This window comes from Enemella evansiae (assembly GCF_004362375.1).
Lineage (GTDB): Bacteria > Actinomycetota > Actinomycetes > Propionibacteriales > Propionibacteriaceae > Enemella > Enemella evansiae.
This window is the reverse complement of sequence record NZ_SNXA01000009.1, coordinates 663,232-686,361: the sequence shown is the minus strand read 5'-3', so window position 1 is coordinate 686,361 and position 23,130 is coordinate 663,232. Positions and strand designations below refer to the sequence as shown.

General features: G+C 70.1%; 16 protein-coding genes. 8 read left to right on the top strand and 8 right to left on the bottom strand.

All coding sequences use genetic code 11. From position 1 onward, the window contains the following. Positions 1 to 4: 4 nt before the first annotated feature. Complete coding sequence (locus C8D81_RS11240; RefSeq protein WP_166646771.1) at positions 5 to 1,528, bottom strand: pyridoxal phosphate-dependent decarboxylase family protein; 1,524 nt, start codon at positions 1,526 to 1,528, stop codon at positions 5 to 7. A gap of 100 nt (positions 1,529 to 1,628) precedes the next feature. Here C8D81_RS11240 and C8D81_RS11235 point away from each other — a divergent pair, with 100 nt between their 5' ends. Next, positions 1,629 to 2,777: a PQQ-dependent sugar dehydrogenase gene (locus C8D81_RS11235; protein WP_094404259.1), complete on the top strand. Its 1,149-nt coding sequence runs from the start codon at positions 1,629 to 1,631 to the stop codon at positions 2,775 to 2,777. 163 nt (positions 2,778 to 2,940) lie between these two features. Then, positions 2,941 to 4,101, top strand: coding sequence for a DNA polymerase III subunit beta (gene dnaN / locus C8D81_RS11230; protein ID WP_094356946.1), 1,161 nt, complete (start codon positions 2,941 to 2,943; stop codon positions 4,099 to 4,101). A 101-nt stretch (positions 4,102 to 4,202) separates the two neighbouring features. On the opposite strand, the gene C8D81_RS11225 is transcribed toward dnaN, so the two are convergent. The 3 genes from C8D81_RS11225 to C8D81_RS11215 all read right to left on the bottom strand — a co-directional run bounded on the left by C8D81_RS11225 (position 4,203) and on the right by C8D81_RS11215 (position 7,122). Further along, positions 4,203 to 5,537 (bottom strand): MFS transporter, encoded by a 1,335-nt coding sequence (locus C8D81_RS11225; protein WP_094431456.1) that lies wholly within the window; start codon positions 5,535 to 5,537, stop codon positions 4,203 to 4,205. 74 nt (positions 5,538 to 5,611) lie between these two features. Continuing rightward, entirely contained in the window at positions 5,612 to 6,553 is a 942-nt protein-coding gene (locus C8D81_RS11220) for an SMP-30/gluconolactonase/LRE family protein (protein WP_094356948.1), read from the bottom strand. 122 nt (positions 6,554 to 6,675) lie between these two features. Further along, positions 6,676 to 7,122, bottom strand: a complete 447-nt coding sequence (locus C8D81_RS11215; RefSeq protein WP_166646770.1) for a MarR family winged helix-turn-helix transcriptional regulator — start codon at positions 7,120 to 7,122, stop codon at positions 6,676 to 6,678. A gap of 81 nt (positions 7,123 to 7,203) precedes the next feature. On the opposite strand from C8D81_RS11215, the gene C8D81_RS11210 reads away from it, so the two are divergent. Then, entirely contained in the window at positions 7,204 to 7,740 is a 537-nt protein-coding gene (locus C8D81_RS11210) for a hypothetical protein (protein ID WP_133626077.1), read from the top strand. 133 nt (positions 7,741 to 7,873) lie between these two features. Here the strand turns inward: C8D81_RS11210 and C8D81_RS11205 are convergent, their stop codons facing one another. Further along, entirely contained in the window at positions 7,874 to 8,896 is a 1,023-nt protein-coding gene (locus C8D81_RS11205; RefSeq protein WP_094431460.1) for an Lrp/AsnC family transcriptional regulator, read from the bottom strand. Between the two features lie 130 nt (positions 8,897 to 9,026). Between C8D81_RS11205 and C8D81_RS11200 the strand changes: the two genes are divergently transcribed. Both C8D81_RS11200 and C8D81_RS11195 read left to right on the top strand, forming a co-directional pair. Continuing rightward, positions 9,027 to 10,340: an MFS transporter gene (locus C8D81_RS11200; protein WP_094399692.1), complete on the top strand. Its 1,314-nt coding sequence runs from the start codon at positions 9,027 to 9,029 to the stop codon at positions 10,338 to 10,340. Further along, positions 10,337 to 11,836, top strand: a complete 1,500-nt coding sequence (locus C8D81_RS11195; protein ID WP_094431462.1) for a M81 family metallopeptidase — start codon at positions 10,337 to 10,339, stop codon at positions 11,834 to 11,836. Before C8D81_RS11200 ends, C8D81_RS11195 begins: the two co-directional genes overlap by 4 nt. Before the next feature lie 153 nt (positions 11,837 to 11,989). Here C8D81_RS11195 and panC read toward each other — a convergent pair whose 3' ends face one another. Then, the gene (gene panC / locus C8D81_RS11190) at positions 11,990 to 12,853 is read right to left on the bottom strand and encodes a pantoate--beta-alanine ligase (RefSeq protein ID WP_208109221.1); all 864 of its coding nucleotides are present in this window, start codon (positions 12,851 to 12,853) and stop codon (positions 11,990 to 11,992) included. Positions 12,854 to 12,955: 102 nt separating this feature from the next. Continuing rightward, positions 12,956 to 17,314, bottom strand: coding sequence for an AAA domain-containing protein (locus C8D81_RS11185; protein ID WP_133626076.1), 4,359 nt, complete (start codon positions 17,312 to 17,314; stop codon positions 12,956 to 12,958). Positions 17,315 to 17,573: 259 nt separating this feature from the next. Between C8D81_RS11185 and gnd the strand changes: the two genes are divergently transcribed. After that, complete coding sequence (gene gnd, locus C8D81_RS11180; RefSeq protein WP_094399686.1) at positions 17,574 to 18,497, top strand: phosphogluconate dehydrogenase (NAD(+)-dependent, decarboxylating); 924 nt, start codon at positions 17,574 to 17,576, stop codon at positions 18,495 to 18,497. A gap of 49 nt (positions 18,498 to 18,546) precedes the next feature. Here gnd and C8D81_RS11175 read toward each other — a convergent pair whose 3' ends face one another. Continuing rightward, positions 18,547 to 19,329, bottom strand: a complete 783-nt coding sequence (locus tag C8D81_RS11175) for an IclR family transcriptional regulator (RefSeq protein ID WP_208109220.1) — start codon at positions 19,327 to 19,329, stop codon at positions 18,547 to 18,549. A 96-nt stretch (positions 19,330 to 19,425) separates the two neighbouring features. Between C8D81_RS11175 and C8D81_RS11170 the strand changes: the two genes are divergently transcribed. Further along, positions 19,426 to 20,346 carry a dihydrodipicolinate synthase family protein gene (locus C8D81_RS11170; protein WP_094399684.1) on the top strand — a complete coding sequence of 307 codons (921 nt, stop codon included), beginning with the start codon at positions 19,426 to 19,428 and terminating at the stop codon, positions 20,344 to 20,346. 1 nt (position 20,347) lies between these two features. Next, entirely contained in the window at positions 20,348 to 23,128 is a 2,781-nt protein-coding gene (locus C8D81_RS11165) for a UxaA family hydrolase (RefSeq protein WP_094399682.1), read from the top strand. The last annotated feature ends 2 nt before the right edge of the window (positions 23,129 to 23,130 follow it).

Sequence of the window (23,130 nt, the reverse complement as noted above, 5' to 3'; positions counted from 1 at the left end):
CGGGTCAGGACGCCAACGAGGGACGCGCGGCGGAGTGGACGGTGGCGGCGTGGTCGGCGATCAACTCGAGCACCGCGGCGATGTCGGCGGCCGAGGTACGCGGGTTGAGCAGGGTGAACTTCAAGAACGTGTGTCCGTCGACGGTGGTGCTCGCGATCATCGCCTCGCCGTTGCGGGCCAGTTCCCGGCGGGCGGCGAGATTCGCGGCGGCCACCAGCTCGGGATCGGGTTCGGCGCCGGTTCCGGGCACCCAGCGGAAGACCACCGTGCTCAGGTCGGAGGGTGCGACGACCTCGAACCGGTCATCGGCCGCGATCCGGGCGTACGCCTCGGTGGCCAGGTCGATCACCCGGTCGAACAGGGCACCGACCCCATCGGCGCCGAGCACCCGCAGCGTCACCCACAGTTTCAGCGCATCGAAGCGACGGGTGGTCTGCGGGCTCTTGTCGACCTGGTTGGGAATGCCGGCCCGGGTCATGGCGATCGGATTGAGATAGTCAGCGTGGTGCCGGCCCGGATCCATCCAGTGCCGCCGGCGGACCAGCACCACGCTCGCACAGACCGGCTGGAAGAACGACTTGTGGAAGTCCACGGTCACCGAGTGCGCCCGCTCCAGCCCGTCGAGCAGTCCGCGACGGGTCGGTGAGACCAGCAGCCCGCCGCCGTAGGCCGCGTCCACATGCAGCCAGAGCGGATCGGGCTGCGCCTCGACGACCTGGGCCACCGCGGGGAGCGGGTCGATCACCCCGAAGTCGGTGGTACCGGCCGTGGCGACGACGGCCATCGGCACCAACCCCTGTTCGCCGAGCTGGCCGAGCGCCTGCCGCAGCGCGGCCGGATCCATCCGCCGCCGCTCATCGGTCCGCACGGGGAGCACCGCATCGGGATGCAGGCCGAGCAACCGGGCGGCGGTGGTGACGCTGAAGTGGCTGTCGGTGGAGGTGAGGATGCGCAGCAGCGGCAGGGTCTCGGTCCGCGGGCGGTCGCTGGCGGTGAGCGCCTGCTCGCGGGCCAGGTACAGCGCGTGCAGGTTCGACTGGGTACCGCCGCTGGTGAAGATGCCGTCGGCCGAACCGGAGTCGAAACCGACCCGGTCACAGCTCCAGGCGATCAACCGCTGTTCGATCAGGGTGCCGCCGACGCTCTGGTCCCAGGTGTCCAGGGAGGAGTTGACCGCACTGGCGATGGCGTCGGCGGCGACCGCCGGGACCAGCACCGGGCAGTTGAGGTGCGCCAGATAGCGCGGGTGGTGGAAATAGACGGCGTCGCGGAGATAGAGCGTCTCCAGTTCCCGGACCGCGCTGGCGGTGTCACCGAGCGGGCGATCCAGATCGACGGCGGCGAGCTGCGCGCCGAGCTCGGTGTGGGTGATCCCGGAGCAGGGGCCGTTGCAGTGCGCGAATCGATCCGCCACGGTCGCGACCACGCCGCACATCGCGCGCTCGTAGCCGACCGAACCGGGTCCATCGAGCAACTGGTCGAGCGGGAGGGTGTTGGGCTGGGGGCGGTCCGGTGCTGGAATGAGCATCCTGTCCTCTCAGATATTCCCCGGATGGCGATAAGGCGAGGCTAACCTAACAAAAGTGCCCGGGCGTACCAGCGGTTGGGTCGGCACGGGACAATGACGTATGGCCGTTTCCCCCACGCATCTGATCGCCGGTACCGCCGCCGCGCTGCTGTTGGCCGGGTGCAGCGCGCCCTCACCGGGGACGGCGCCGAGTCCGGCACCGCCGGCCAGCACCACCGGGCCCGCAGGTCCCACCGAGAGCCCCTCGCCGACACCGAGCCCCGCTCCGACGACCAGCACCGCAGCACCCTCGCCGACCCCGACCCCGACCGCGCCGCCGCTGCCGGTCGGGGACTTCGAGACCGATCTCGACGTGCCCTGGGGACTGGCCCGGCTGCCCGACGGATCGGTGCTGGTGACCCTGCGCGACCAGGCCCGGATCTCCCGGGTCTCGCTCGGCGAGAGCTCCTCGCTCGGCCAGGTGCCCGGGGTGCAGCCGAGTGGCGAGGGTGGTCTGCACGGGATCGCGGTGGACCCGCAGGATCCGCAGGTGGTCTTCGTGCACTATCGCGCCGCCAACGACAACCGGGTGGCCCGGCTGCGGCTGACCGGCAACCGGTTCACCGTGGAGCGGGTGATCGTCGACGGGATGCCGGCGGCCTCGATCCACAACGGCGGCCGGCTCGCCTTCGGCCCCGACGGGTATCTCTACATCGCCACCGGTGACGGCAACCGCACCGCCAACTCCCAGAACCCGGACTCGCTCGGCGGCAAGATCCTGCGCGTCGACCGGGACGGCAACCCCGCTCCCGGCAACCCCTTCGGCACCCGGGTCTGGACGCTCGGACACCGCAACGTGCAGGGCATGGCCTGGGACGAGCAGGGCACCATGTACGCCTCGGAGTTCGGCCAGAACACCTGGGACGAGCTGAACAAGATCGAACCCGGCAAGAACTACGGCTGGCCGCGGGTCGAGGGGATGGGCAACGACCCGGCGTACACCAATCCGTTGCGGGTGTGGAGCACCGACGAGGCCTCCCCCTCGGGGCTGGCCTATCTGAACGGCTCGCTCTACATGGCCGCGCTGCGCGGCCAGGGCGTCTGGCGGATCCCGCTCGCCGGCGGTGAACCCGAGAAGCTGCTGACCAACCTGGGCCGGATCCGCACCGTCGAACCGACCGGTGACGGCGGTCTGTTCGTGGTCACCTCGAACACCTTCCGCGGCAGCCCGCGCTCCGGCGACGACCGGATCATCGTCTGGCGCCCCTGAGGCGTACCCGCACACGCTGGCTGAGCGAGCGAGGAACGAGCGAGACGAAGCCACCCCCAATCCAGCTCCGGTCGGGCTCGTGGACCGTCTCCGGCCGGCTCGATATGATCAACACCCCGCGTGCCGGATTGACACGCGGGAAGCACCCCTGCGAGGAGCGATAGTGAAGATCCGCCTGGAGCGCGACGTACTGGCCGAAGCCGTGGCATGGGCTGCCCGCAGCCTGCCGACCCGCCCCAGTGTGCCGATCCTGGCCGGGCTGCTGGTCCGCGCCAGCGATGACCAGGTGGTGCTGTCCAGCTTCGACTACGAGACCTCCGCGCAGATCAACGTGAAGGCCCAGGTCGCCGACGACGGCGAGGCACTGGTCTCCGGCCGGTTGCTCGCCGACATCTGCCGCTCGCTGCCGAACAAGCCGGTCGACATCACCGCCGACGAGTCCAGGATGGAACTGGTCTGCGGATCCGCCCGGTTCACCCTGCAGACCCTGCCGGTCGCCGAATACCCGGCACTGCCGACGATGCCGGAATCGGCCGGCACCGTGCCCTCGGGCGATTTCGCCGAAGCGGTCTCCCAGGTCGTGGTGGCCGCCGGTCGCGACGAGTTGCTGCCGGTGTTCACCGGTGTCCGCGTCGAGATCGACGGCGACACGATGAGCCTGCTGGCCACCGACCGGTATCGGATGGCGCTCAAGGAGCTGACCTGGAACCCGGCCTCCCCGCAGGCCAACGGCAACGCCTTGGTGCCGGCGAAGGTGCTCTCGGAGACCGCCAAGTCGATGACCGCCGGCGAGTCGGTGACGATGTCGCTGGCCGCCAGCAGCGCCGGCGACGGGCTGATCGGTTTCGAGGGCACCGGCCCGGGCGGGGTACGCGAGACCACCACCCGGCTGCTGGACGGCGAGTTCCCGAAGGTACGCCACCTGATGAACATCCAGCCCGCGCTGTCGGTCCGCGCCGAGACCGCCGAGCTGATCGCCGCGGCCAAGCGCGTCGCGCTGGTCGCGGAGCGGAACACCTCGCTGCGGATGATGATCGACTCCGACTCGGTGGTGCTGGAGGCCGCGACCGGCGACCAGGCGCAGGCCTCCGAGGCGATCACCGCCACCGTGACCAATCACAGCGGCGGCGAGCAGCCGATCTCGGCGGCCGGCTTCAACCCGGCGTACCTGCTCGACGCCCTCGGCGCGCTCGACGCCCCCTATGCCCACTTCTCCTTCACCGCGCCGGGCAAGCCCTGTCTGATCACCGGTCTGCCGGAGCTCGACGGTGAGCCGATCACCGACTACCGGCATGTGATCATGCTGATGCGCCTGCCCAGCTGAGCATTCCCGCGCTCCCCGGTGGTACGCCGGTTGAGCGAGCGCCAGCGAGTCGAAGCCAAGTACTCAGCCACGTGGCTTCGACTCGGTCGTACCTCCCTCGCTCAGCCGACGTGAGGATTGCGCAGGTCGACCTTGCGTCCCTCGCGGGCGATCAGCACCGCGACCGCGGTGATCGCGAAGGCCGCCAGGTAGGCGAGCTGGATCGGCAGCATCGCGTCGTAACGACGCATCAACTCGGCCGCGATCAGCGGGGTGAAGCCGGCGCCGAGGGTTGAGGCGGTCTGGTAGGCCAGCGAGGTGCCGGTGTAGCGGACCTCGGTCGGGAACAGCTCGGACAAGAAGGCGGTGTAGGGGCCGAAGAGGGCACCCTGCATGATCGCCTGGCCGGCGATGATCGCCAGCGCGGTCCCCCAGATGGTTCCGGTGTCCAAGGCGTTCAGCAACGGGAAGCAGAGCACCGCGCCGATCACGCAGGTGGTCAGCATCACCGCCCGACGCCCCACATGGTCGGAGAGCCAGGCGGTGAATGCCATCACCACGAACATGCCCAGCGGCGCCCAGGCCTTGATGTCCAGGATCGCGGCCTGCGGCACCTTCAGCGTGGTGGCGCGCTGCACCGCCCAGACCGACATGAAGCCCTGGGTGGCGAAGCCCGCGATTCCTGCCAGCACACCGATCACCAGCGCCTTCCAGTGCTTGGTGAAGACATCCGCGGCGGGGGTACGCCGGGCCTCGGTGCGTTGCTGCAGCTCGGTGAACAGCGGGGTTTCGGCGACCTGCAGGCGAATCATCATGCCGATCGCGAGCAGCACCACCGAGAACAGGAACGGGATCCGCCAGCCCCAGGCCAGGAAATCCTGTGGGGACAGGATTTTGCTGAACAACCCGAGCACGAAGGCGGCGAGGAAGGAACCGGCCGGGCCACCCAGGTTCGCGAAGGAGGCGGCGAAACCGCGGCGGTGTCCGGGGGCGTGTTCGACCGCGACCAGCACCGCCCCGCCGATCTCACCACCGAGGCCGATGCCCTGGATCACCCGCAGCAGCAGCAGAAGCAGCGGGGCCGCGACACCGATGGTGCGCTGGTCCGGCAGCAGACCGATGGCCATCGATGCGAGTCCCATCATCAGCATGGTGATCACCAGCATCTTCTTGCGGCCCAGGGTGTCGCCGAACTGCCCGAACAGCCAGCCACCGATCGGGCGGGCCAGATAACCGACCGCGAAGGTGGCGAATCCGGCCACCGCCGCGAGCCCGTCGCTCATGTTGGCGAAGAAGACCTTGTTGAAGACCAGGCTGGTCGCCAGCGCGTACAACAAGAAGTCGTACATCTCGATGGTCGAACCCATGAAGCTGGAGAACAGGATCCGCCGCATCTGCGGGGTGTTCATTCCGGGCGCCGTCGTGCTGCCGGCGTTCGTCGTCGAATCGGTGGCCATTGCCGCACGCTAACCCACCGATGAGGGCGCTTGGACGCGGAGTGCAGCGACGAGACGGCTCCAACGCCGCAGCGTCAGCGCACCGAGACCGTGTAGGGCGGCGTACCGGGGGCGCGGTCGAGCTGACTGTTCACCACATAGAACCGGCCGCGGTGCAGCGCCAGCGTCGTCGGGCTGTCGAAACCGGTGGTGTCCACCGGGGTGACCGTCATCGTGGTCCAGTCAGCGGACAGTACGCCGCGATAGACACCCTGCTTGCCCTCGGGCGCCTCGTAGTTCAGCACGCCGTAGACGGTGTCACCCTGCAGCACCATGCCGTCGGCGCCGAAGGACGAGTCACCGCTGTCCACGATCGTGGCCCCCCGGGTGGCGACGTCGATCCGGAACAGCACCCCGAGGCCCTGGCTGGCGACCAGCAGGCGCTGCCCGTCGGGGGAGGCGACGATCCCGTTCAGATAGAAGTAGTAGACCGGGTAGGGGAAGACCGTGGTCAGATCGAGCCACCGCTCCATCGTCCCGATCTCGTTACCGGTAAGGGGAATCCGCCAGACGACCGCGGTGTTCGAGTCGGTCACATAGACCGCGTCCCGGGTCACGGTGAGGTCGTTGAGATAACTGTCGGCGCCGCCATCGGGCAGGTCGATCCGTTGCAGCAGCCGACCTGATCGATCCAACAGATCGACGTGGTCGACGGCGGCCACCCAGAGCCGCCCCCGCTGATCGCGCTCGATGCCGAGCGCGGCGGTGCGGCCCTGGGTGGCTCCATCGGCGAGCAAGACGAGCTGCCCCGGGCGGCTCGGATCGCTCACATATACGTCCCCGTCCCCCGAGCCGGTGACGTAGACCCGGCCGTTCGGAGCCACCTCGATGCCCTCGGGGAGGGTGCCGGGCTGGCTGCTGACGACCAATTCGGTGCCCGCCGGCGGCAATGGATCGGCGTACGCCGGTACCGCGGCGGTGGCCAGCAGCAACGACAGCGCCCCGATCGGCAGCAGTCTCCTGGTGCGCTTCATCATCACTGGCCCCCCGAGATGGTTCGATCTCGTACCAGTCACAGTGAACTGGACTCCCAGGGGTTTGTAAAGAGATTCATCGGTACGCCCTGCCCGGTCGGTTGGTCAGTCCGTCAGTCGGTCGGTCAGTCGGTCGGGGGTTCGGCCTCGAGCTCCCGATCGACCTCGGTGACGAATCGGCGTACCAGCCGGCGGGTCTCGGCGAGATCCAGCCGATCCCGTACCGGCCACCAGCGTGCGATCACCGCGGCCACCGCCTGGTCGTGCACGACGCGGCCGGCGGGGGTCAGCCAGAGATGGGCCGAGCGGCGATCGGCGGCGCTGCTGCGGGCGAGCAGCCCGCGGCGTTCCAGGCCGGCGATCAGGGTGGTCATGGTGGAGCGTGGCAGCCCGATCCGGGCGGCGACCGTGCTCGGGGTGAGCCCGTCGGAGTCGGCCAGCACGCTGGTCACCGCATATTCGCTCGCGGTCAGGTCGACCCCGCGCAGGGCGCTGCGGATCAGCGCCCCGGAGCGTGCGTCGGCCATCGCCAGGTCGAACAGCAGACCGAGATCCGGCAGGTCAGCGGGCACCGCGCCACCGTACGCCATCGACCGACGGGGGCTGCGTCGGCGAGTTCGTCGGGGCTGGTGTCGCGGACTAGGCTTGGAGTCGTGGCGGGCATCTGGCGGGAACTTGATCGAACACCGGTGACAGCGGGGGAGGCCACCCGGGAATGGGCGCTGAACGCGCACGACATCCTGGAGGAGATCGCCCCGCGCTACGGCCGCTCGATCGCCTTCACCGATGTGGCCCATGAGGTGCAGCGGCGCAGTGGCATCCGCACCGACCTGCCGCCCGCGAGCTGGCTGCCCGATGTGCTGTCGGAGGTCGCCACCCGCTGCCAGGAATCCGGGGAACCGCGGCTCACCGAGTTCGTCGACCCGCCCGGCCAGGCGCCCTCATCGGTCGTCTCGGCCGCCCGGCTGGAGGCGCACAAGGCCTACGGGGCGAAGCTCCCGAACCCCGACGCGCCCGCCCGCCGGCGGACCACCCGGGCGAAGGCAACCACCGGTACCCGCGCCTCCTCCGGGACGCCGCGACCCGCGAAGGCCGCCCGCCCCACGCCGATCGAGGAGCGTCGCCGCCCGGTCTGCCCGACCTGCTTCGTCGAACTCCCGGCCACCGGCATCTGCGACGACTGCTCCTGAGCGTGCACTGGGACATGCAGTAGTCCCAAACTTCCATGATCAAACCCAGTGGGACTGGGATTACCGTGCGGTCGAATCCAACTACTGCATGTCCCAGCGTCTGATCCCCACCGGGGCGTCGCCCTGCCGAGGTTCACCGCGCCGCAGAAGGAGCGTCCGGTCGCCACGGATCGACCGGTACCGCGCGAGCGCCCCGGCCCTGCTCGTCGAGGATTCGACCGTAGACCTTCATCATCCGCGTGATCAGTCGGCGATCCACCACCTCGACCTGCGGATGATCCTGGGCGATCCGGATCAACCGTTGTTCGGCATCGGCCAGGTCATGCAGCCCGACGATCAGCACGATGTTGCTGGAACCGATGGTGACCGCGCACAACCGGGTCTCGGTCCAGGCGCCGAGGGCTGCGGCGATCTCGCTGGCCAACCGGTCGGGCGCCCGTAACCACAGCAGCATGCCCAACGGCAGATCGAAAAGCGGCCGGGCGACGTCGCAGCGGAACAACAACTGCCTGGACCCCTCCAGCTGGGTCAACCTGCGGGTGATCGCCGGTCGGCTTGAGCCGATCCGTTCGGCGACCTCGGCGGCGGTGAGCCGGCCATCGGTGTTCAGTGTGCGGAACAGTGCCCGGTCCTCCGCCGAGATCGGCGGCGGGCTGCTCACCAGCTCCGGCAACCGGGGGGTGAGCTGTTCGGCGGCTGCTGCGGGAATGATGCCTTGTCGCCAGTGCACCCCTCCGTGCAGTCGGCGGAACAGGCTCTGCCGGACCCGCACCGCCTCACCCAGCTCGGGCAGACCGGTCCCGATCCGCTGCAACAGCGAAGCCAGGTCGCCGGCGAGCAGGATCGCGAAGATCTGGAAGTCCCCGGTGGTACGCCCCACAGTGATCATGTCCGGATGTTCGGCGAGCGCCGCGGCGATCCGTTCCACCGCTCGCGGTTCGCAACTCACCTCGAGGAAGGCCCCCAGGGAGACCTCCGGATGCAGTGCGGCGCTGACCCAGACCAGGCGTTGCTGCTCGAGCAGGCGCCAGCGCCGTGCCACGGTCACCTCGGCCAGTCCGAGTGCCCGGGCGACGGCGGCCCAGCTGGCGCGCGGATTGTGCTGCAGGGCGTCGACGATCTCCAGATCCGTGGCATCCACCTGGTTGCCGCGCATCCGTCACTGACCTCCGAAACCACTGGCGCTTCCGTCATGCAACCCCGATTTGGGACGCTCCTCCATCCTATGGCGCCATCGCGTGCACCGCCTTCTAGGTTCGACGGAACTCATCGACCAGGGGGCCGGAATGAGCACCAGCGATACGACCGGAGACCGCAGCGAGGAGCGGGCCGTACTGCGGCGCATCGACGCGCGGCTGCTGCCGTTTCTGCTGCTCTGCTACACCTTTGCCTACCTGGATCGGGTGAACATCGGTTTCGCCAAATTGCACATGCAGGCGGACATTCCGGCGATCACCGAGGCGGCCTTCGGGCTGGGGGCGGGGTTGTTCTTCATCGCGTACGCCTGTTTCGAGATCCCCAGCAATCTGCTGATGCACCGGATCGGAGCGCGGCGCACGATCACCCGGATCATGGTGCTGTGGGGTCTGACCTCGGCGGCGATGATGTTCGTGAACAACCTCACCACCTTCTATGTGTTGCGGATCCTCCTCGGCATCTTCGAGGCCGGTTTCGCACCGGGCATCATTCTTTACCTCACCTACTGGTACCCGGTCCGGCGGATGGCCCGGGCGATGGGTATCTACATGCTGGCCGGGCCCATCGGGTCGATCATCGGCTCCAGCGGGTCCGCGCTGATCATCCGCACCTTCGATGGCGTCTGGGGCCTGGCCGGCTGGCAGTGGATGTTCCTCATCGAGGGCCTGCCCTGCGTGGTGATGGGCATCATCTTCTGGAAGGTGATGTCAGATCGTCCCGAGCAGGCCGACTGGTTGTCCGATCGGGAGAAGCAGGTGGTGCGCCGTGCGGTCGGTGAGGGCAAGGACGAGGCGACGCACAGTTTCGCTACCGCGCTGAAGCAACCGCAGGTGCACATCATGGCGGCGGCGTACTTCGGGATCATGTGCGGGATCTATGCCGCCACCTTCTGGCTGCCGACGATTCTCAAGGAGAACGGGGTTTCCGACAATTTCACCGTCGGGTTGCTCAGTGCGGTGCCCTACGTGTTCACGATCGTGGTGATGATCTGGTTGTCGCGGCGCTCCGATGCCCACGCGGAGCGGCGTTGGCACGCGATCGTACCGACCGTGGTCGCGGCCGTTGCCCTGCTGGTGGCCGCCTTCTCCGCGAAGAACTTCGCCGTCTCGTTCCCGGCGCTGTGCGTGGCGATCTGTGCGGTCTGGGGTGCCTACACGGTGTTCTGGGCGATGCCCGGTGAACACTTCGGTGGCACGGCGGCCGCCGGTGGGATCGCCTTCATCAACACCATCGGCATCCTCGGCGGTTTCGTCGCGCCCTATCTGATCGGGTTGGTGAAGCAGGCGACCGGCAGCACCCAGGGTGGTCTGATCGCGATGGTCGTGCTGCTGGTCGTTTCCATCATTGCCCTGCTGTTGATCAGACCCTCGACGGTGTTGCAGCGGGAGCGGGTCAGCACATGACGCGCGTCCTGGTGGCTGGCTTCCTGCACGAGACCAACACCTTCGCCAGAACGCCGGCCGGTTGGGAGAATTTCGTCAACGGGGAAGGGTTTCCGCGGATGCACCGCGGCGTGGAGATCGTCGAACTGGCCGAGGTGAACATCCCGATGGGTGGTTTCCTCACCTCGGCTGACCCGGAGTGGGAGCTGGTTCCGGTGATCTGGTGCGCCGCCTCACCTTCGGCTCCGGTCACCCGCGATGCCTTCGAACGGGTGTCCGAGTTGATCGTGGAAGCCTGTCGGACCGAACAGCCGGATGCGGTCTATCTGGATCTGCACGGCGCGATGGTCACCGAGGACTTCGACGATGGTGACGGTGAACTGTTGCGCCGGGTCCGCGACGTCGTCGGTCCGGATGTGCCGATCGCGGTCAGCCTCGACCTGCACGCCAACGTGACCGAGCTGATGCTGACCTCCGCCGATGCGATGGTCGCCTATCGCACCTATCCCCATGTGGACATGGCCGAGACCGGGGTGCGCAGCACCGCACAACTGCGGGTACTGCTCGGTGGCGGGCGATTGCACGCCGCGGCGGAGCAGCTGGACTTCCTCATTCCGATCAACTCGGGCAGCACCCTGCTGGAACCGGCTCGCGGGTTGTACGCCGAGCTCGAGGAGTTGGAATCGGAGGGGGTGGTGCTCACCTTCGCCGCCGGGTTCCCCGCCGCCGACTTTCCAGACTGCCGGCCGTGCGTCTTCGGTTATGGACCGGACGAAGAAGCGGTACGCCGGGTGGTGGCGGAGTTGGCCGGCCGGGTCGCTGCCGCCGAGGCGGAATTCGTGCTGCAGGCGCTGCCCGCCGACCGGGCCGTGGCCCGCGCCGGTGAACTGGTGGCGGAGGGCAGCCGTCCGGTGGTGATCGCCGACACCCAGGACAACCCGGGCGCCGGCGGTGATGCGACCAGTCTCGGGTTGCTCCGGGAACTGCTGGCCGCCGATGTCGAGGGAACCGTGCTGGCCGCGCTCTGGTACCCGGAGGTGGCTCGCGCCGCGACCGAAGCCGGTGTCGGTGCGACCGTCACCGCGCGGTTCGCCGGCTCCGGCGTACCGGGGGACGAGCCGATGGAAACCGAGTTCGAGGTGGAGGCGCTCAACTCCGGAGAACTGGTCTTCGACGGGCCGATGATGCACGGCAACCGGTTGTCCGTCGGTCCGAGTTGCCTGCTTCGCCATGGCAACGTCCGGGTCGTGGTGAACGCGCACAAGGCGCAGATCATGGATCGCAACCAGATCCGTGCGGCCGGCCTCGACCCCGAGGATCAGGCGATCGTGGCGGTGAAGAGCTCGGTGCACTTCCGCGGCGACTACCAGCCGATGGCCGCTGAGGTTCTCGTCGCGCTCGCTCCTGGCCCGATGCAGGCCGACCCGGCTGGTTTCACCTGGCAGCGGCTCACCGCCGGCGTCCGCCTCGGTCCGCTGGGGACACCGTTCGCGGCGGCGATGGTCAACCCTCATTGAACCCGGTGCGGGCGGTCCGGGTCTGCCTACGGGGTGTATGCAGAAACGCATCGTTTCGGAGGGACCCCAGGGACCGGAGATCCGGAGCAAACTACACGCTTGTAGCTTTCCCCAGGCTGTGGATAACTCTGGGGAGAAGTCTTTGACCAAGAGTCAGGTGTGACGGGGGAGTTCCCAGTTGTCGATCAGGCGAACCTGGCCGACGCGGGCGGCCACGATCGCCAGGGCGTTCCGGTCACCGACGTCATCCAGCTCGGCGAAGGTCCCCGGATCGACGATCGCGAAGTACTCGACCTCGGCGCCGGCCTGCTCGACCACCGCGCGCCCGGCCCGTGCCAGCGCCGGCGCATCGGTGTCCCCGGCGGCCGCCCGATCGGCGACCAGCCGCAGCCCCCGGGACAGGGAGAGTGCGGCCTCGCGGTCGGCGGCATCGAGCCGGACATTGCGACTCGACATCGCCAAACCGTCCGCTTCCCGGACCGTCGGCGCGACCCGGATCGCGGTCGGGATGTTCAGGTCCGCCACCAGGCGGCGGACCACCGCGACCTGCTGTGCGTCCTTCTGGCCGAACCAGGCCAGATCCGGGGTGACCATCCCGAACAGCTTCGCCACCACCAGTGCCACACCGTCGAAATGACTGGCCCCGCGGGCCGCGCCCTCCCACGGTTCGCTGACCCCGCCGACCCGGACCGCGGTGACGAACCCCGGGGGATAGACCTCCTCCGGTCCCGGCGCGAAGATGACCGTCGCCCCGGCCTCGGTCGCCAGCCGGACGTCCTCGTCCTCGGTCCGCGGATAGGCGTCCAGGTCACCGGGGTCGTTGAACTGCGCCGGATTCACGAAGATCGTCACGACCACCTGCTCGCACTCGGCCGCGGCCGCCCGGATCAGGCTCAGATGCCCCTCGTGCAGGGCGCCCATCGTCGCCACCAGGCCGATCCGGCCGGCGGACCGGCGGACCGGCCCGGTCACCGCCCGCAGCTCGGCGACCGTTCGGATGACAGGAATCTCAGGCACGCCGCACACGGTAGCCAAGTCGACTCCCCACCCCGACAAACCACACCCTTGTAACTTTCCCCAGGCTGTGGACAACTCTGGGGAGAACCCACGCTCCTCGAGTCAGCCCAGCCGGTCGGCGGTCCGCAGGTACTCCCGGGCACTTTCGCTGAGCCGCCGGGGCAGGCCCCAGTGCTCCAGCACCGCCAGGAACCGCTCCTCCTCGGCCGCGGCCGGGCGCCGGGCGGTCACCAGATCGAGCAGCAGCGCCGCCTCCGAGAGCGGGATCAGCGCCAGCCGCCGCGGCCCGAGTCGCCTGGCCCGGGCCTCGGGCTGGGACGGCAACCGGTACACCCGCTCCCGCCAGTCGTCGCTGCCGCGCGGATCGTCGGCGACCAGCACCCCCGCCGACACCATCGCGGCCAGCGCCTCGCCCAGCCGGCCCACCAGCACCGAATCGACCCGCCGCAGCCCGGCCGCCCCGGCGTACGCCTCAGCCAACCGCTGCCCGACCACCGGGCCCTCGACCGCAACCAGCTCGCGCAGCACCACCGACAGATCGTCACTCACCGACACCGGCCCGGTGAACACCCGGTACTCCTCCAGCCCGGCCGCCCGCGAGGCCGCCGGCGCCGGCTGGGTCACCGGTTCGATCCCGGCGATCCCGAGGGCCTCCCACAACGGCTGCAGCGCCGCCGCCGGATCCGCGGCCCACGCCGACTCGGCGATCCGCACGAACCGCCACCCGCCGCGCTCCAGATCCCGGCGACCCGCGAGCTCGGCCCGGTACGCCGCGGCGCCCGGCCACTGGACCGACTCGCAGTCCACCGCGATCCGCCCGCGGGTGCCGTGCACCACCAGATCGAGCTGCTGGCGCTGCACCACCTCCCCGGCGGTGACCCGGTACCCCTGTTCCAGCACCGCATCGGCCACCCGCTGCTGCAGCAGCGAGGTGAACGGCGGGACGAGCACCGCATCGCCGACCGCCGCGGTCAGCTCCCCGGCCACCGGCGCGCCCGATCCGGCCCCGGCCCGGGCCTCGACCTCGAGCGCGTGCTCCAGCAACTGCCGGCGCAGATCCTCGGGGTTGGTCAGGTCGTCGAGCCCGACGGAGTGCACCAGCACCACCTGGTCGCGGGCCCGGGAGATGGCCACGTTGTACCGCTGCACCGCCACCTCGCGGGTCTGGGCGACCAGTCGCTCCGAGGGCGCGGCGACCATCGAGACCACCATCACGTCCCGCTCGCTGCCCTGGAAGGCCGGCGGCTCGCCGACCTGCAACCGGCGTTCGCTCCACACCTCGGCCGGCAGCTCGTGCTGCAACCGGGTGGCGATCGCGCGGGACTGCTCCTGGCCGAGCAGGCTGACCACACCGATGCTCATGCCGGCATAGCCCGGGTCGGCGATCAGCCGGCACACCTCGGCGACGACCGCATCGACCTCGGCCGCGTTCACATTGCCCCGGCTCAGGCTGGCATCAGCCACCGCGACCGTCCGGAACGGCGGCAGCGGCCCGAACTGGCGTACCGGTTGCAGCCGGATGCCCTCCGCGGCGTACGCGATCTGGTTGGAGAACTCGATGATCTCCGGGACGCTGCGCCGGTGCTCGGTGAGCACCTGGCGGCTGCCGAAGCGCAGTGTCGCCTCGTCGAACAGCGAGCGCATCGGGTTGGTCCACAGCTTCGCCAGCGGATCCTCGCCGAGGTGTTCGGCGGCCAGCGCGCGGAGCTGGTCCCGGTCCTGGCCCACCCCGGCCGGGGAGACCTGCTTGTCGTCGCCGACCACCACCACGCGCGGCGCCAGGTACTGCAGGAAGACCGCGTCGAGGCCGGCCTGGGACGCCTCGTCGACGATCACCACGTCGTAGGCGTTCTCGGTGACCTCGGCCTGCTCGGCCACCCGGTAGAGCGGCATGATCCAGGCCGGCACCGCGCCGCGTGCGGTGGCCAGCAGCTCCCGGATCTCGCGGCGCATCCGGGCGGCGTGCTTGCCGGTACCGCGGCCCAGCAACCGGACCTGCTGGGCGTACGCCGTCAGCGCCGCGCGGGCGGCGGGGGTGAGTCGTTCCACCGCGTGCTGCCAGGCCCGCTCCGCCGCCAGCTCCGCGACGCATCCGATGATCGCCGCATCCAGGGTGTCCAGCCGTTCGCGGACACCCTCGCTGTCGGCGCCGCCGCGATGCCGCAACCAGTGATCGGTACGCGCCCACGCCCAGGCCGAGTCGAACTCCCGCAATCGCTGTTCCCACACAGCATCCTGCGATTCGTCGGCAGCGCCGAGCGCGGCCGCCAGACGCGGGTTCCAGTCGATCACCTCACCGGCGAGCCGGTCCCGGCCGCGGTCGGTCTCCTGCTGGCTGCGGGCCAGTTCCCGGGCGATCGCCTGCTCATGGTCCAGATCGGGGATGGCGGCGATCGCATCGAGCAGTTCCTGGCCACTGCGGAACTCGGTCCAGTCCGGTTTCGGCCAGCCGCGAGAGGCCGCGAAGTCGTCGATCCCGCCGAGCTCGTCGGCGATCCGGACCAGCTCGACCAGCCGGTCCCGTTCCAGGCGGTGGTGATCCAACCGAGTCCGCCAGTCCGCCGTCGTCGGTGCCTGCTCCTCCCACTGGTCATCGGCCAGCGTGAGCAACCGCTCCAGCTCGAGATAGGCGATCACCTGGTCGAGCTGGGCCGGGGTGGTCGGCACCCGGCCGTCGAGGCGGACCCGTTCCAGCTCCGGGGCGACCGTGCGCAGGGTCCGGCCGGTGAACATCCCGGTCCGGATCCGGCCGTCGGCGCCGAGCCGGATCCTGTGGTCACCGGCGTAGTCCCGGGCGCCGGTGACCAGCTCCAGCAGGCCGTCGGTCGGGCCGTCCACCCTGACCTGAGTGGTACGCCCCAGAGCTTCCGCCTGGCGGTCGGCCGCGGCCACCACCTCCTTGACCGTTGCGGCGCGAGCCCGCCAGGACGTCGCACCGTCGAGCACCGAGGCGATCGCGGCTGTGGTCCACGGGGAGCGTGCCTGCCGCAACTGCGCGATCCGGCTGCGCAGGTCGGTGAGGGTGGCCGCGAAATCCCGGCGCTGCACCGGCGACATCGCGCGCAACCCGGGGAGCCAGCGCTGCAGGCCCGGGTTCTGATGGCGTTCGGCCCGGCGGCGGGCCGCCTGGTGCCGACGCTGCAGTTCCCCGTCGGCCTGTTCGGCCTGCGCGGCGGCCCCCCGCGCGGCGCGCCGATGACCGAGCAGGTCCGCACCGCCGACCGGGGACCAGGAGCGCTGCGGGTCGAAGAACTCGCGCACCCAGCCGTACCGGTCCAGGTGCTCGCGGTGCCAGCCGACCACCTCGGCCAGGGTGCCAGGGCGACCCGATTCGGGGACCTCGACGGTCTCGGCGGCGCGGGCGGCGACCAGGGCATCGAGACAGGTCGCGCGCTCGGCACCGAGCCGGTCCAGGTCGCCGTGCAGCTGCCGGATCCGGGCCGTCCGGGCGTCCGGATCGTCGTGGGCGGCCTCGTCGGCGAGCCGCCGGACCGCCTCGGTGAGTTCGTCGAGTTCGGCCTCGGCGGTGCCCAGCACGCTCACCGCCAGCGCCCGCAGCGGTGCCGGCAACTGGGCCCGGAGCTGGGTCAGGGCCCGGTCGGTGGGCGCGGTGACCAGCACCCGCTGACCCTGGGCGAGCAGGTGACTGACCAGGGCGCCGATGGTGTGCGTCTTGCCGGTACCGGGCGGTCCCTGGACCACCACCTGGGCCTGGTTGTCGACCCGTTGCAGCACCCGGCGCTGGGCCGCGTTCAGCGGCAGCGGCCCGAACGGATCCCCGGCCACCTCGACGAACGCGCCCTCACCCGGGGATCGTTGCCGGGTCCCGACCGGCGGCGGCACCCGATCCGGGTCGAGCAGCGGCCCCAGCCCGTCGGGTACCCGGTCGTCGCGGACGATCCGCTCGGCGATCTGCTCCAGCACGGTGGCGATCCCCTGCTGGCCACGGCGGCGCAGCACCAGCGTGGGTTCCGGCTCGGCGTCGAGGTCGGCGAGCAGCGGAACCAGCTGGGCCCAGCCACCGCGGCTCGTCCGCACCCGCTGTTCCCAGTCGGTGCCCGCATCGGGCCAGTCCCGCGGATCGAGGAAGCTGCGCAGTTCGGGCACCGGGTCACCGTCGGTGAACAGCGACACCCGCCCGCTGTCGGCATCGGTCACCAGCCGGGCGGGAATCGTCACGGCATGCCGCGCGACCGCGGGCGGGCCGCTGCGGCGTACCAGCCCGAGCGCCAGCACCAGCTCGAGCTCCTCGGGCCGGGCGGCGTGCTCCAGCGCGCTCGCGAAGAGGGTCTCGTGCGCGGCATCGCCACGGCCGGCGACCAGCAGCGGGGTGGTGGGATCGTCGGTGTCCCGCAGTCCGGGCAGCGCCACGACCCGGCCGTCCGCGGTGTCGGCGTATGCCCGGGTGGTGCGCACCGGGGTCAGCCGGAGGCGTTCCAGGGCCGCGAGGTAGCGGAACATCCCCGCCACCCGGTCAACATCAGAACTCCGAAACACTGCCAGCAACTTCCCTCACACGCCTTCGACTCCGACCACCATCGGGCTCTGGCGCAGGCTAGGCGGTCGAGGTGACGAACGCGCGTCAACGAGGTGTCGCCTTGGCCGCCCGGGTCTCGGCCGGTGGGGGTCGGTGTCCACCCATTCTCACCCGCCACCGGCGTCCACCGAAATCGGCGCCTCGCTAGGGTGGACCCGGCGTACACACCTAAGGAGCTTCAGCATGCAGATGGGACTCATCGGACTCGGCAAGATGGGCGGCAACATGCGCGACCGCCTGCGCCAGGCCGGGCACACGATCGTCGGTTACGACACCAACCCCGAGCTCTCCGATGTCAAGGATCTGGCGGAGCTGGCCAGCAAGCTCGACGATCAGCCCAAGGTCGTCTGGGTGATGGTGCCCGACAAGGTCGTCGATCAGGTCATCGATGAGTTGGCCGGGGTGCTCGGTGACGGCGATGTGATCATCGACGGCGGCAACTCCAAGTGGACCCACGACGGCCCGCGGGCCGAGAAGCTCGCCAAGCAGGGCATCGACTACCTCGACTGCGGTGTCTCCGGCGGCGTCTGGGGCATCAAGAACGGCTATGCGCTGATGGTCGGCGGCAAGGACGAGGTGGTCGCCAAGGTCCAGCCGATCTTCGATTCCCTCAAGCCGGCCGGCGATTACGGCTTCGTGCACGCCGGGGATCATGGCGCCGGGCACTTCGCCAAGATGGTGCACAACGGCATCGAGTACGCGATCATGCAGGCGTACGCCGAGGGCTGGGAGCTGCTCGAGGCGGCCGGTCACGTCACCTCGGTGCGGGAGACCTTCAACTCCTGGCGCGAGGGTTCGGTGATCAAGTCCTGGCTGCTGGATCTCGCGGTCGCGGCACTGGATTCCGACGAGCACCTGGACAAGATCCGCGGGTACGCCGCGGACTCCGGTGAGGGTCGTTGGACCGTCGAGGCCGGGATCGAACTCGGCGTACCGCTGCCGACCATCACCGACGCCCTCTATGCGCGTTTCGTGTCCCAGCAGGAGGATTCGCCGGCGATGAAGATGGTCGCCGCGATGCGCAACCAGTTCGGCGGGCACGCCGTGCAGGAGGTCGCCGCACCCGGTCAGCCGCCGCAGCCGCCGGTCGCGGGCGGCACCGCCTGACCGGTCCGATCTGAACTCTGTCCACGCCCGTCAACATCGCCTGTCGACATCAGCCGGCCGCGGGCTCGACGTACCCGAGCAGCCGCGACAGTGACTCCGCACCGCGGCGTACCACCCCATCCCAGTGATCCGTTGGCCGCTGCTCCCAGCGCGAGTCGGGGACCGCGACGCTGATCGCCGCGACCACCCGGCCCGAATCGTCGCGGACCGGGGCGGCGGCGCAGCTCACCTCGGGGGTGGACTCCCCGGACTCGTGGGCGATCCCGTCCCGGCGGGCCGCGGTGAGCTGGGCCCGCAGCAGCTGCGGATCGGTGATGGTGCGTTCGGTGAGCGCGGGCCAGCCGGCGGCCAGCAGGACGTCGAGCTCGGCGGGTTCCACCGAGGCCAGCAGCATCTTGCCCACGCTGGTACCGGCCGCCGCCACCCGTCCGCCCGGGCTGGAGACCATGCGCACCGGGTGCGGTGAATCGACCTTCACCAGATAGACCACGTCGCGGCCGCTGAGCACGCCGACGTTGATCGTCTCACCGCACTCGGCGACGAGTTCGGTGGCCACCCGGCGGGCCAGTTCGGGCAGCCGGATCGATTCCCGATAGGCGTTGCCGAGCTGCAGGGTGCACACGCCGAGCCGATAGGTCTGCCCGGCCCGGCTCAGATAGCCCCGGGCCACCAGGGTCGCCAACAACTCGTGCACCGACGCCCGCGGATGCCCGGTGAGCCGGGCCACCTCGGCCCCGGTCAGCCCGTCGTGGTGATCGAGGAAGAGCTCGAGGATGTCCAGGCTGCGCAACACCGCCGGCGTGAGCCGGGTCCTTGACACTGGTTCGACCACCGGGCGATCCTTTCATTCGATATCCCAAACGTAGTTCGAAATTTCGAATCAGGCTACTGTCCGTGCCGCGCAGATCCGAGCCGAGGAGCCCGCCCGATGACCGTTCCCGCCGCCGGGGTGATCCCGGTCGTACCGACCATCTTCGACGCCGACGAGGCGCTCGACCTGCCCGGGCTGCGCCGGGTGCTCGACTATCTGGTGGACGCCGACTCCGACATGGTCTGCCTGCTCGCGAACTATTCCGAGCAGTACGCCCTCTCCGACGCCGAGCGCGACCAGGTGCTCGAGACCGCGATGACGCACCTCGACGGCCGGGTACCGGCCTGTGTCACCACCAGCCACTTCAGCAGCCGGATCGCCGCCGAACGCTCCCGCCGCGCCCAGGACCTGGGCGCCGACATGGTGATGCTGATGCCGCCGTTCGTGGGTGCCAGCATGCGGGTCGGTGCCGATGACGTGGTCGACTGGTTCGCCCGGGTCGCAGCGGCCATCGACGTCCCGATCATGGTCCAGGACGCGCCGATGAGCCCGACCCTGCTGGCACCGGAACTGCTCGCCCGGATCGCCCGCGAGGTACCCGGTGTGCAGGCGGTGAAGGTGGAGACCGCCCGCGCCGCCGCCACCCTGCGCACGCTCGGCGAGCTGGCGCCCGACCTGCCCGGTCTGTTCGACGGGGAGGAGGCGATCACCCTGATCCCCGACCTGGAGGCCGGAGCGGTGGGCTGCATGTCCTCGGCCACCCTGCCGCACGAGCTGCACGGCCTGATCGCCGATTTCCATGCGGGGGAACGGGATCTGGCCGAACACACCTGGGAGCGACTGCTGCCGCTGATCCACTACGAGAACCGCCAGGTCGCCCAGGCCGCGGTCAAGGTGCTGCTCGTCGAGGCCGGCGTGATCGCCCACGACACGATGCGCCACCCCGGCGGCACCGTGCACCCCGACACCAGGCGCAAATTGGTGGAGTTGGCACAGCGGCGCGACATCTTCCTGTTGCGCTGGGGCAAGGAGAACTGAGATGGCCGAACCGTTGGACAGTCTCGCCGTCGTTCCCGAGCCCGGTGACAACTGTGCGGTCGCGGTGGCGGACATCCCGGCCGGTACACAGATCGCGATTCCTGGTGAGGTACGCCGGCTGAGCGAGCGAGGTACGAGCGAGTCGAAGCCCATCACCCTGCCGCACCTGGTGATGGAGGGGCACCGCTTAGTGATCGCGCCGATCCCGGCCGGTGGCCCGCTGACCTCCTGGCTCACCCCCTTCGCGACCGCGGTACGCGACCTGTCCCCCGGTGACTACGTCTGCACCGACCAGTCCCTCGCCCTGTTGAAGGACCGGGGCGTCGAGGGGCTCCCGGAGGTGGCGTCGGCGGCCAACGTGCCGCTGGATCCCTACCAGTTCGACGAATCCGCGCTGGTCGTCGGGGAGCAGGTGCCACCGGTGGAGCAGCCGGCGACCTTCCCGGGTTACGACCGCGGCGACGGCCGCGTCGGCACCCGCAACCACATCGTCATCTGCGGGGTGACCTCCCGCGGCGCCAGTTTCGCGACCGCTTTGGCCAAGCGATTCGCCGGTCGGGAAGCCGAGGGCTTCGACGGTGTGGTCGCGCTCGCGCACACCGAGGCCGGGGAGGACACCCGCCCCAACAACGCCGAGTTCGTGCTGTCGGTGCTGGCCGGCTCGGTCGGCCACCCCAACGTGGCCGCGATCCTGCTGGTCGACACCGAGGGCGCCGCGCTGACCAGCGCCGAGGTGCTGGAACACCTGCGCGCAGGCGACTATCCGGCACCGACCGGCATCGTGGAGACCTTCACCCGCAGCGGATCCTTCGCCGCCGACCTGGATCGTGCGCAGGCGATCGTCGAACCGTGGTTGGAAAAGGTCCGCGCCGAGCGTACGCCGCAGCCCGCGGCCGCGTTGTCGCTCGCGTTGCAGTGCGGCGGTTCGGACGCCTTCTCCGGGCTGAGCGCCAACCCCCTGCTCGGCAATGTGTCCGCGGAGCTGATCCGGCACGGTGGTACCGCGGTGATCGCCGAGACCGACGAGCTGATCGGCGCCGAACCCTATGTGCTGAAGAACGTCCGCTCCGCGGAGGTGGCGCGGGCTTTCGTGGATCGCGTGAACACCTTCAAGGAAAGGGTTTCCTGGCACGGGCACACCGCCGAGGGCAATCCGTCCGGCGGCAACGTCTACCGCGGTCTCTACAACATCGTGCTGAAATCGGTCGGTGCCGCGCGCAAGCTGGCCCGGCAGGTACGCCTGGACGAGGTCGTCGACTACGGCCGGCCGATCCGACACGGCGGTTACGTGTTCATGGACTCCCCGGGCAACGACCTGGAGTCGGTGGCCGGGCAGATCGGCTGCGGTTGCACGATGATCCACTTCACCACCGGCAATGGTTCGATCACCAACTTTCCCTTCGTCCCAACGATGAAATACGTCACCACCACCGGCCGCTTCGAGCTGATGAACAACGAGATGGACGTCAACGCCGGCCGCTATCTCGATGGCGAACCGATGGCCGAGCTGACCGCCGAGGTGTTAGCGCAGACCCTGGCCATCGCCTCCGGCACCCCGAGCGCGGGGGAGCGCACCGGACAGAGCCAGGTCTCGATCTGGCGGAACTGGCGCCAGACCGGCCCGGTCGCGGGCGTCTCGATCTCGGTCGACGGCCGGATCGCCCGGCGTACCGAGGATCTGCCCGCCGAGCTCGCCGACCGTCCGCTGCCCGGGGAACCGCTGCCGGTCACCCCGGAGGCAGTCGCCGCGCTGCCCCCGGCGCCGGCGGTCGAGCTGCGCCTCCACCGGATCGACGGCCGCTGGGCCACCGAACGGATCGGCCTGGTGCTGCCGACCAGCCTGTGCTCCGGCCAGGTCGGGCTCGGGCTCTCCGAACAGGCCGAACGCTGGGCCGGGCCGGTCATCGACCGGGCCTGCGCGCTGCCGCACACCGAGGGCTGCGGGGTCTCCGGCGGGGCGGTGGTGGACACCTACGAGCGGATCATGCTCGGGCACCTGCTGCACCCGAACGTGCTGCTCGCACTGCTCGTCGAGCACGGCTGTGAGAAGACCCACAACGACTGGTTCCGCAACGCCGTGTTGGCCCGCGGTCTGGATCCGACGCGGTTCGGCTGGGCCAGCATCCAGCTCGACGGCGGCATCGGCCAGGTCACCGGCAAGGCGGAGGACTGGTTCACCGAGGCGGCCGCCGCGGTCGACTCCCCCGACCGCGAACCGGCCGAGCTGGGCGCCTTGTCGCTCGGTCTGGACGCCCGTGGTGCGATGCGGCCGGCGACCGTGCAGGCGCTGGCGATCCTCGGCGGCTGGATCGTCGCCGCCGGGGGCACGGTGGTGCTGCCGGCGACGAGCGCCCTGCTGGCCGATCCCGAGTTCCGCCGGGTTGCGTTCGGCAGCACCGATCCGGTCGAGCCGACGCTGGCGCACGGCCAACAGCCGACCGAACCGGGCTGGCAGGTGATGCGGAACCCGACCCACGACTGGACCGAAACCGCCTCCGGGCTGGCTGCGACCGGGGTGCAGCAGCTGCTGGTGCACGTCACCGGTGGCACGCTGACCGGTGAGCGGCTGGTACCGGTGCTGCAGGTGACCGCCGACCCGGCCACCGAGGAGGTCTGCTTCGGCGACCTGGACGGGGTCCTCACCGGTGACGCCACGGCGCAGGCCGCCGGTGCGCTCGGACTGATCGCCGACGCCGCTTCCGGCCGCGGCCGCGCCGCCGTGCTGCGGACCGGCAATCTCGGCTTCCAGGTCACCCGCGGCCTGCTCGGCACCAGCATGTGATC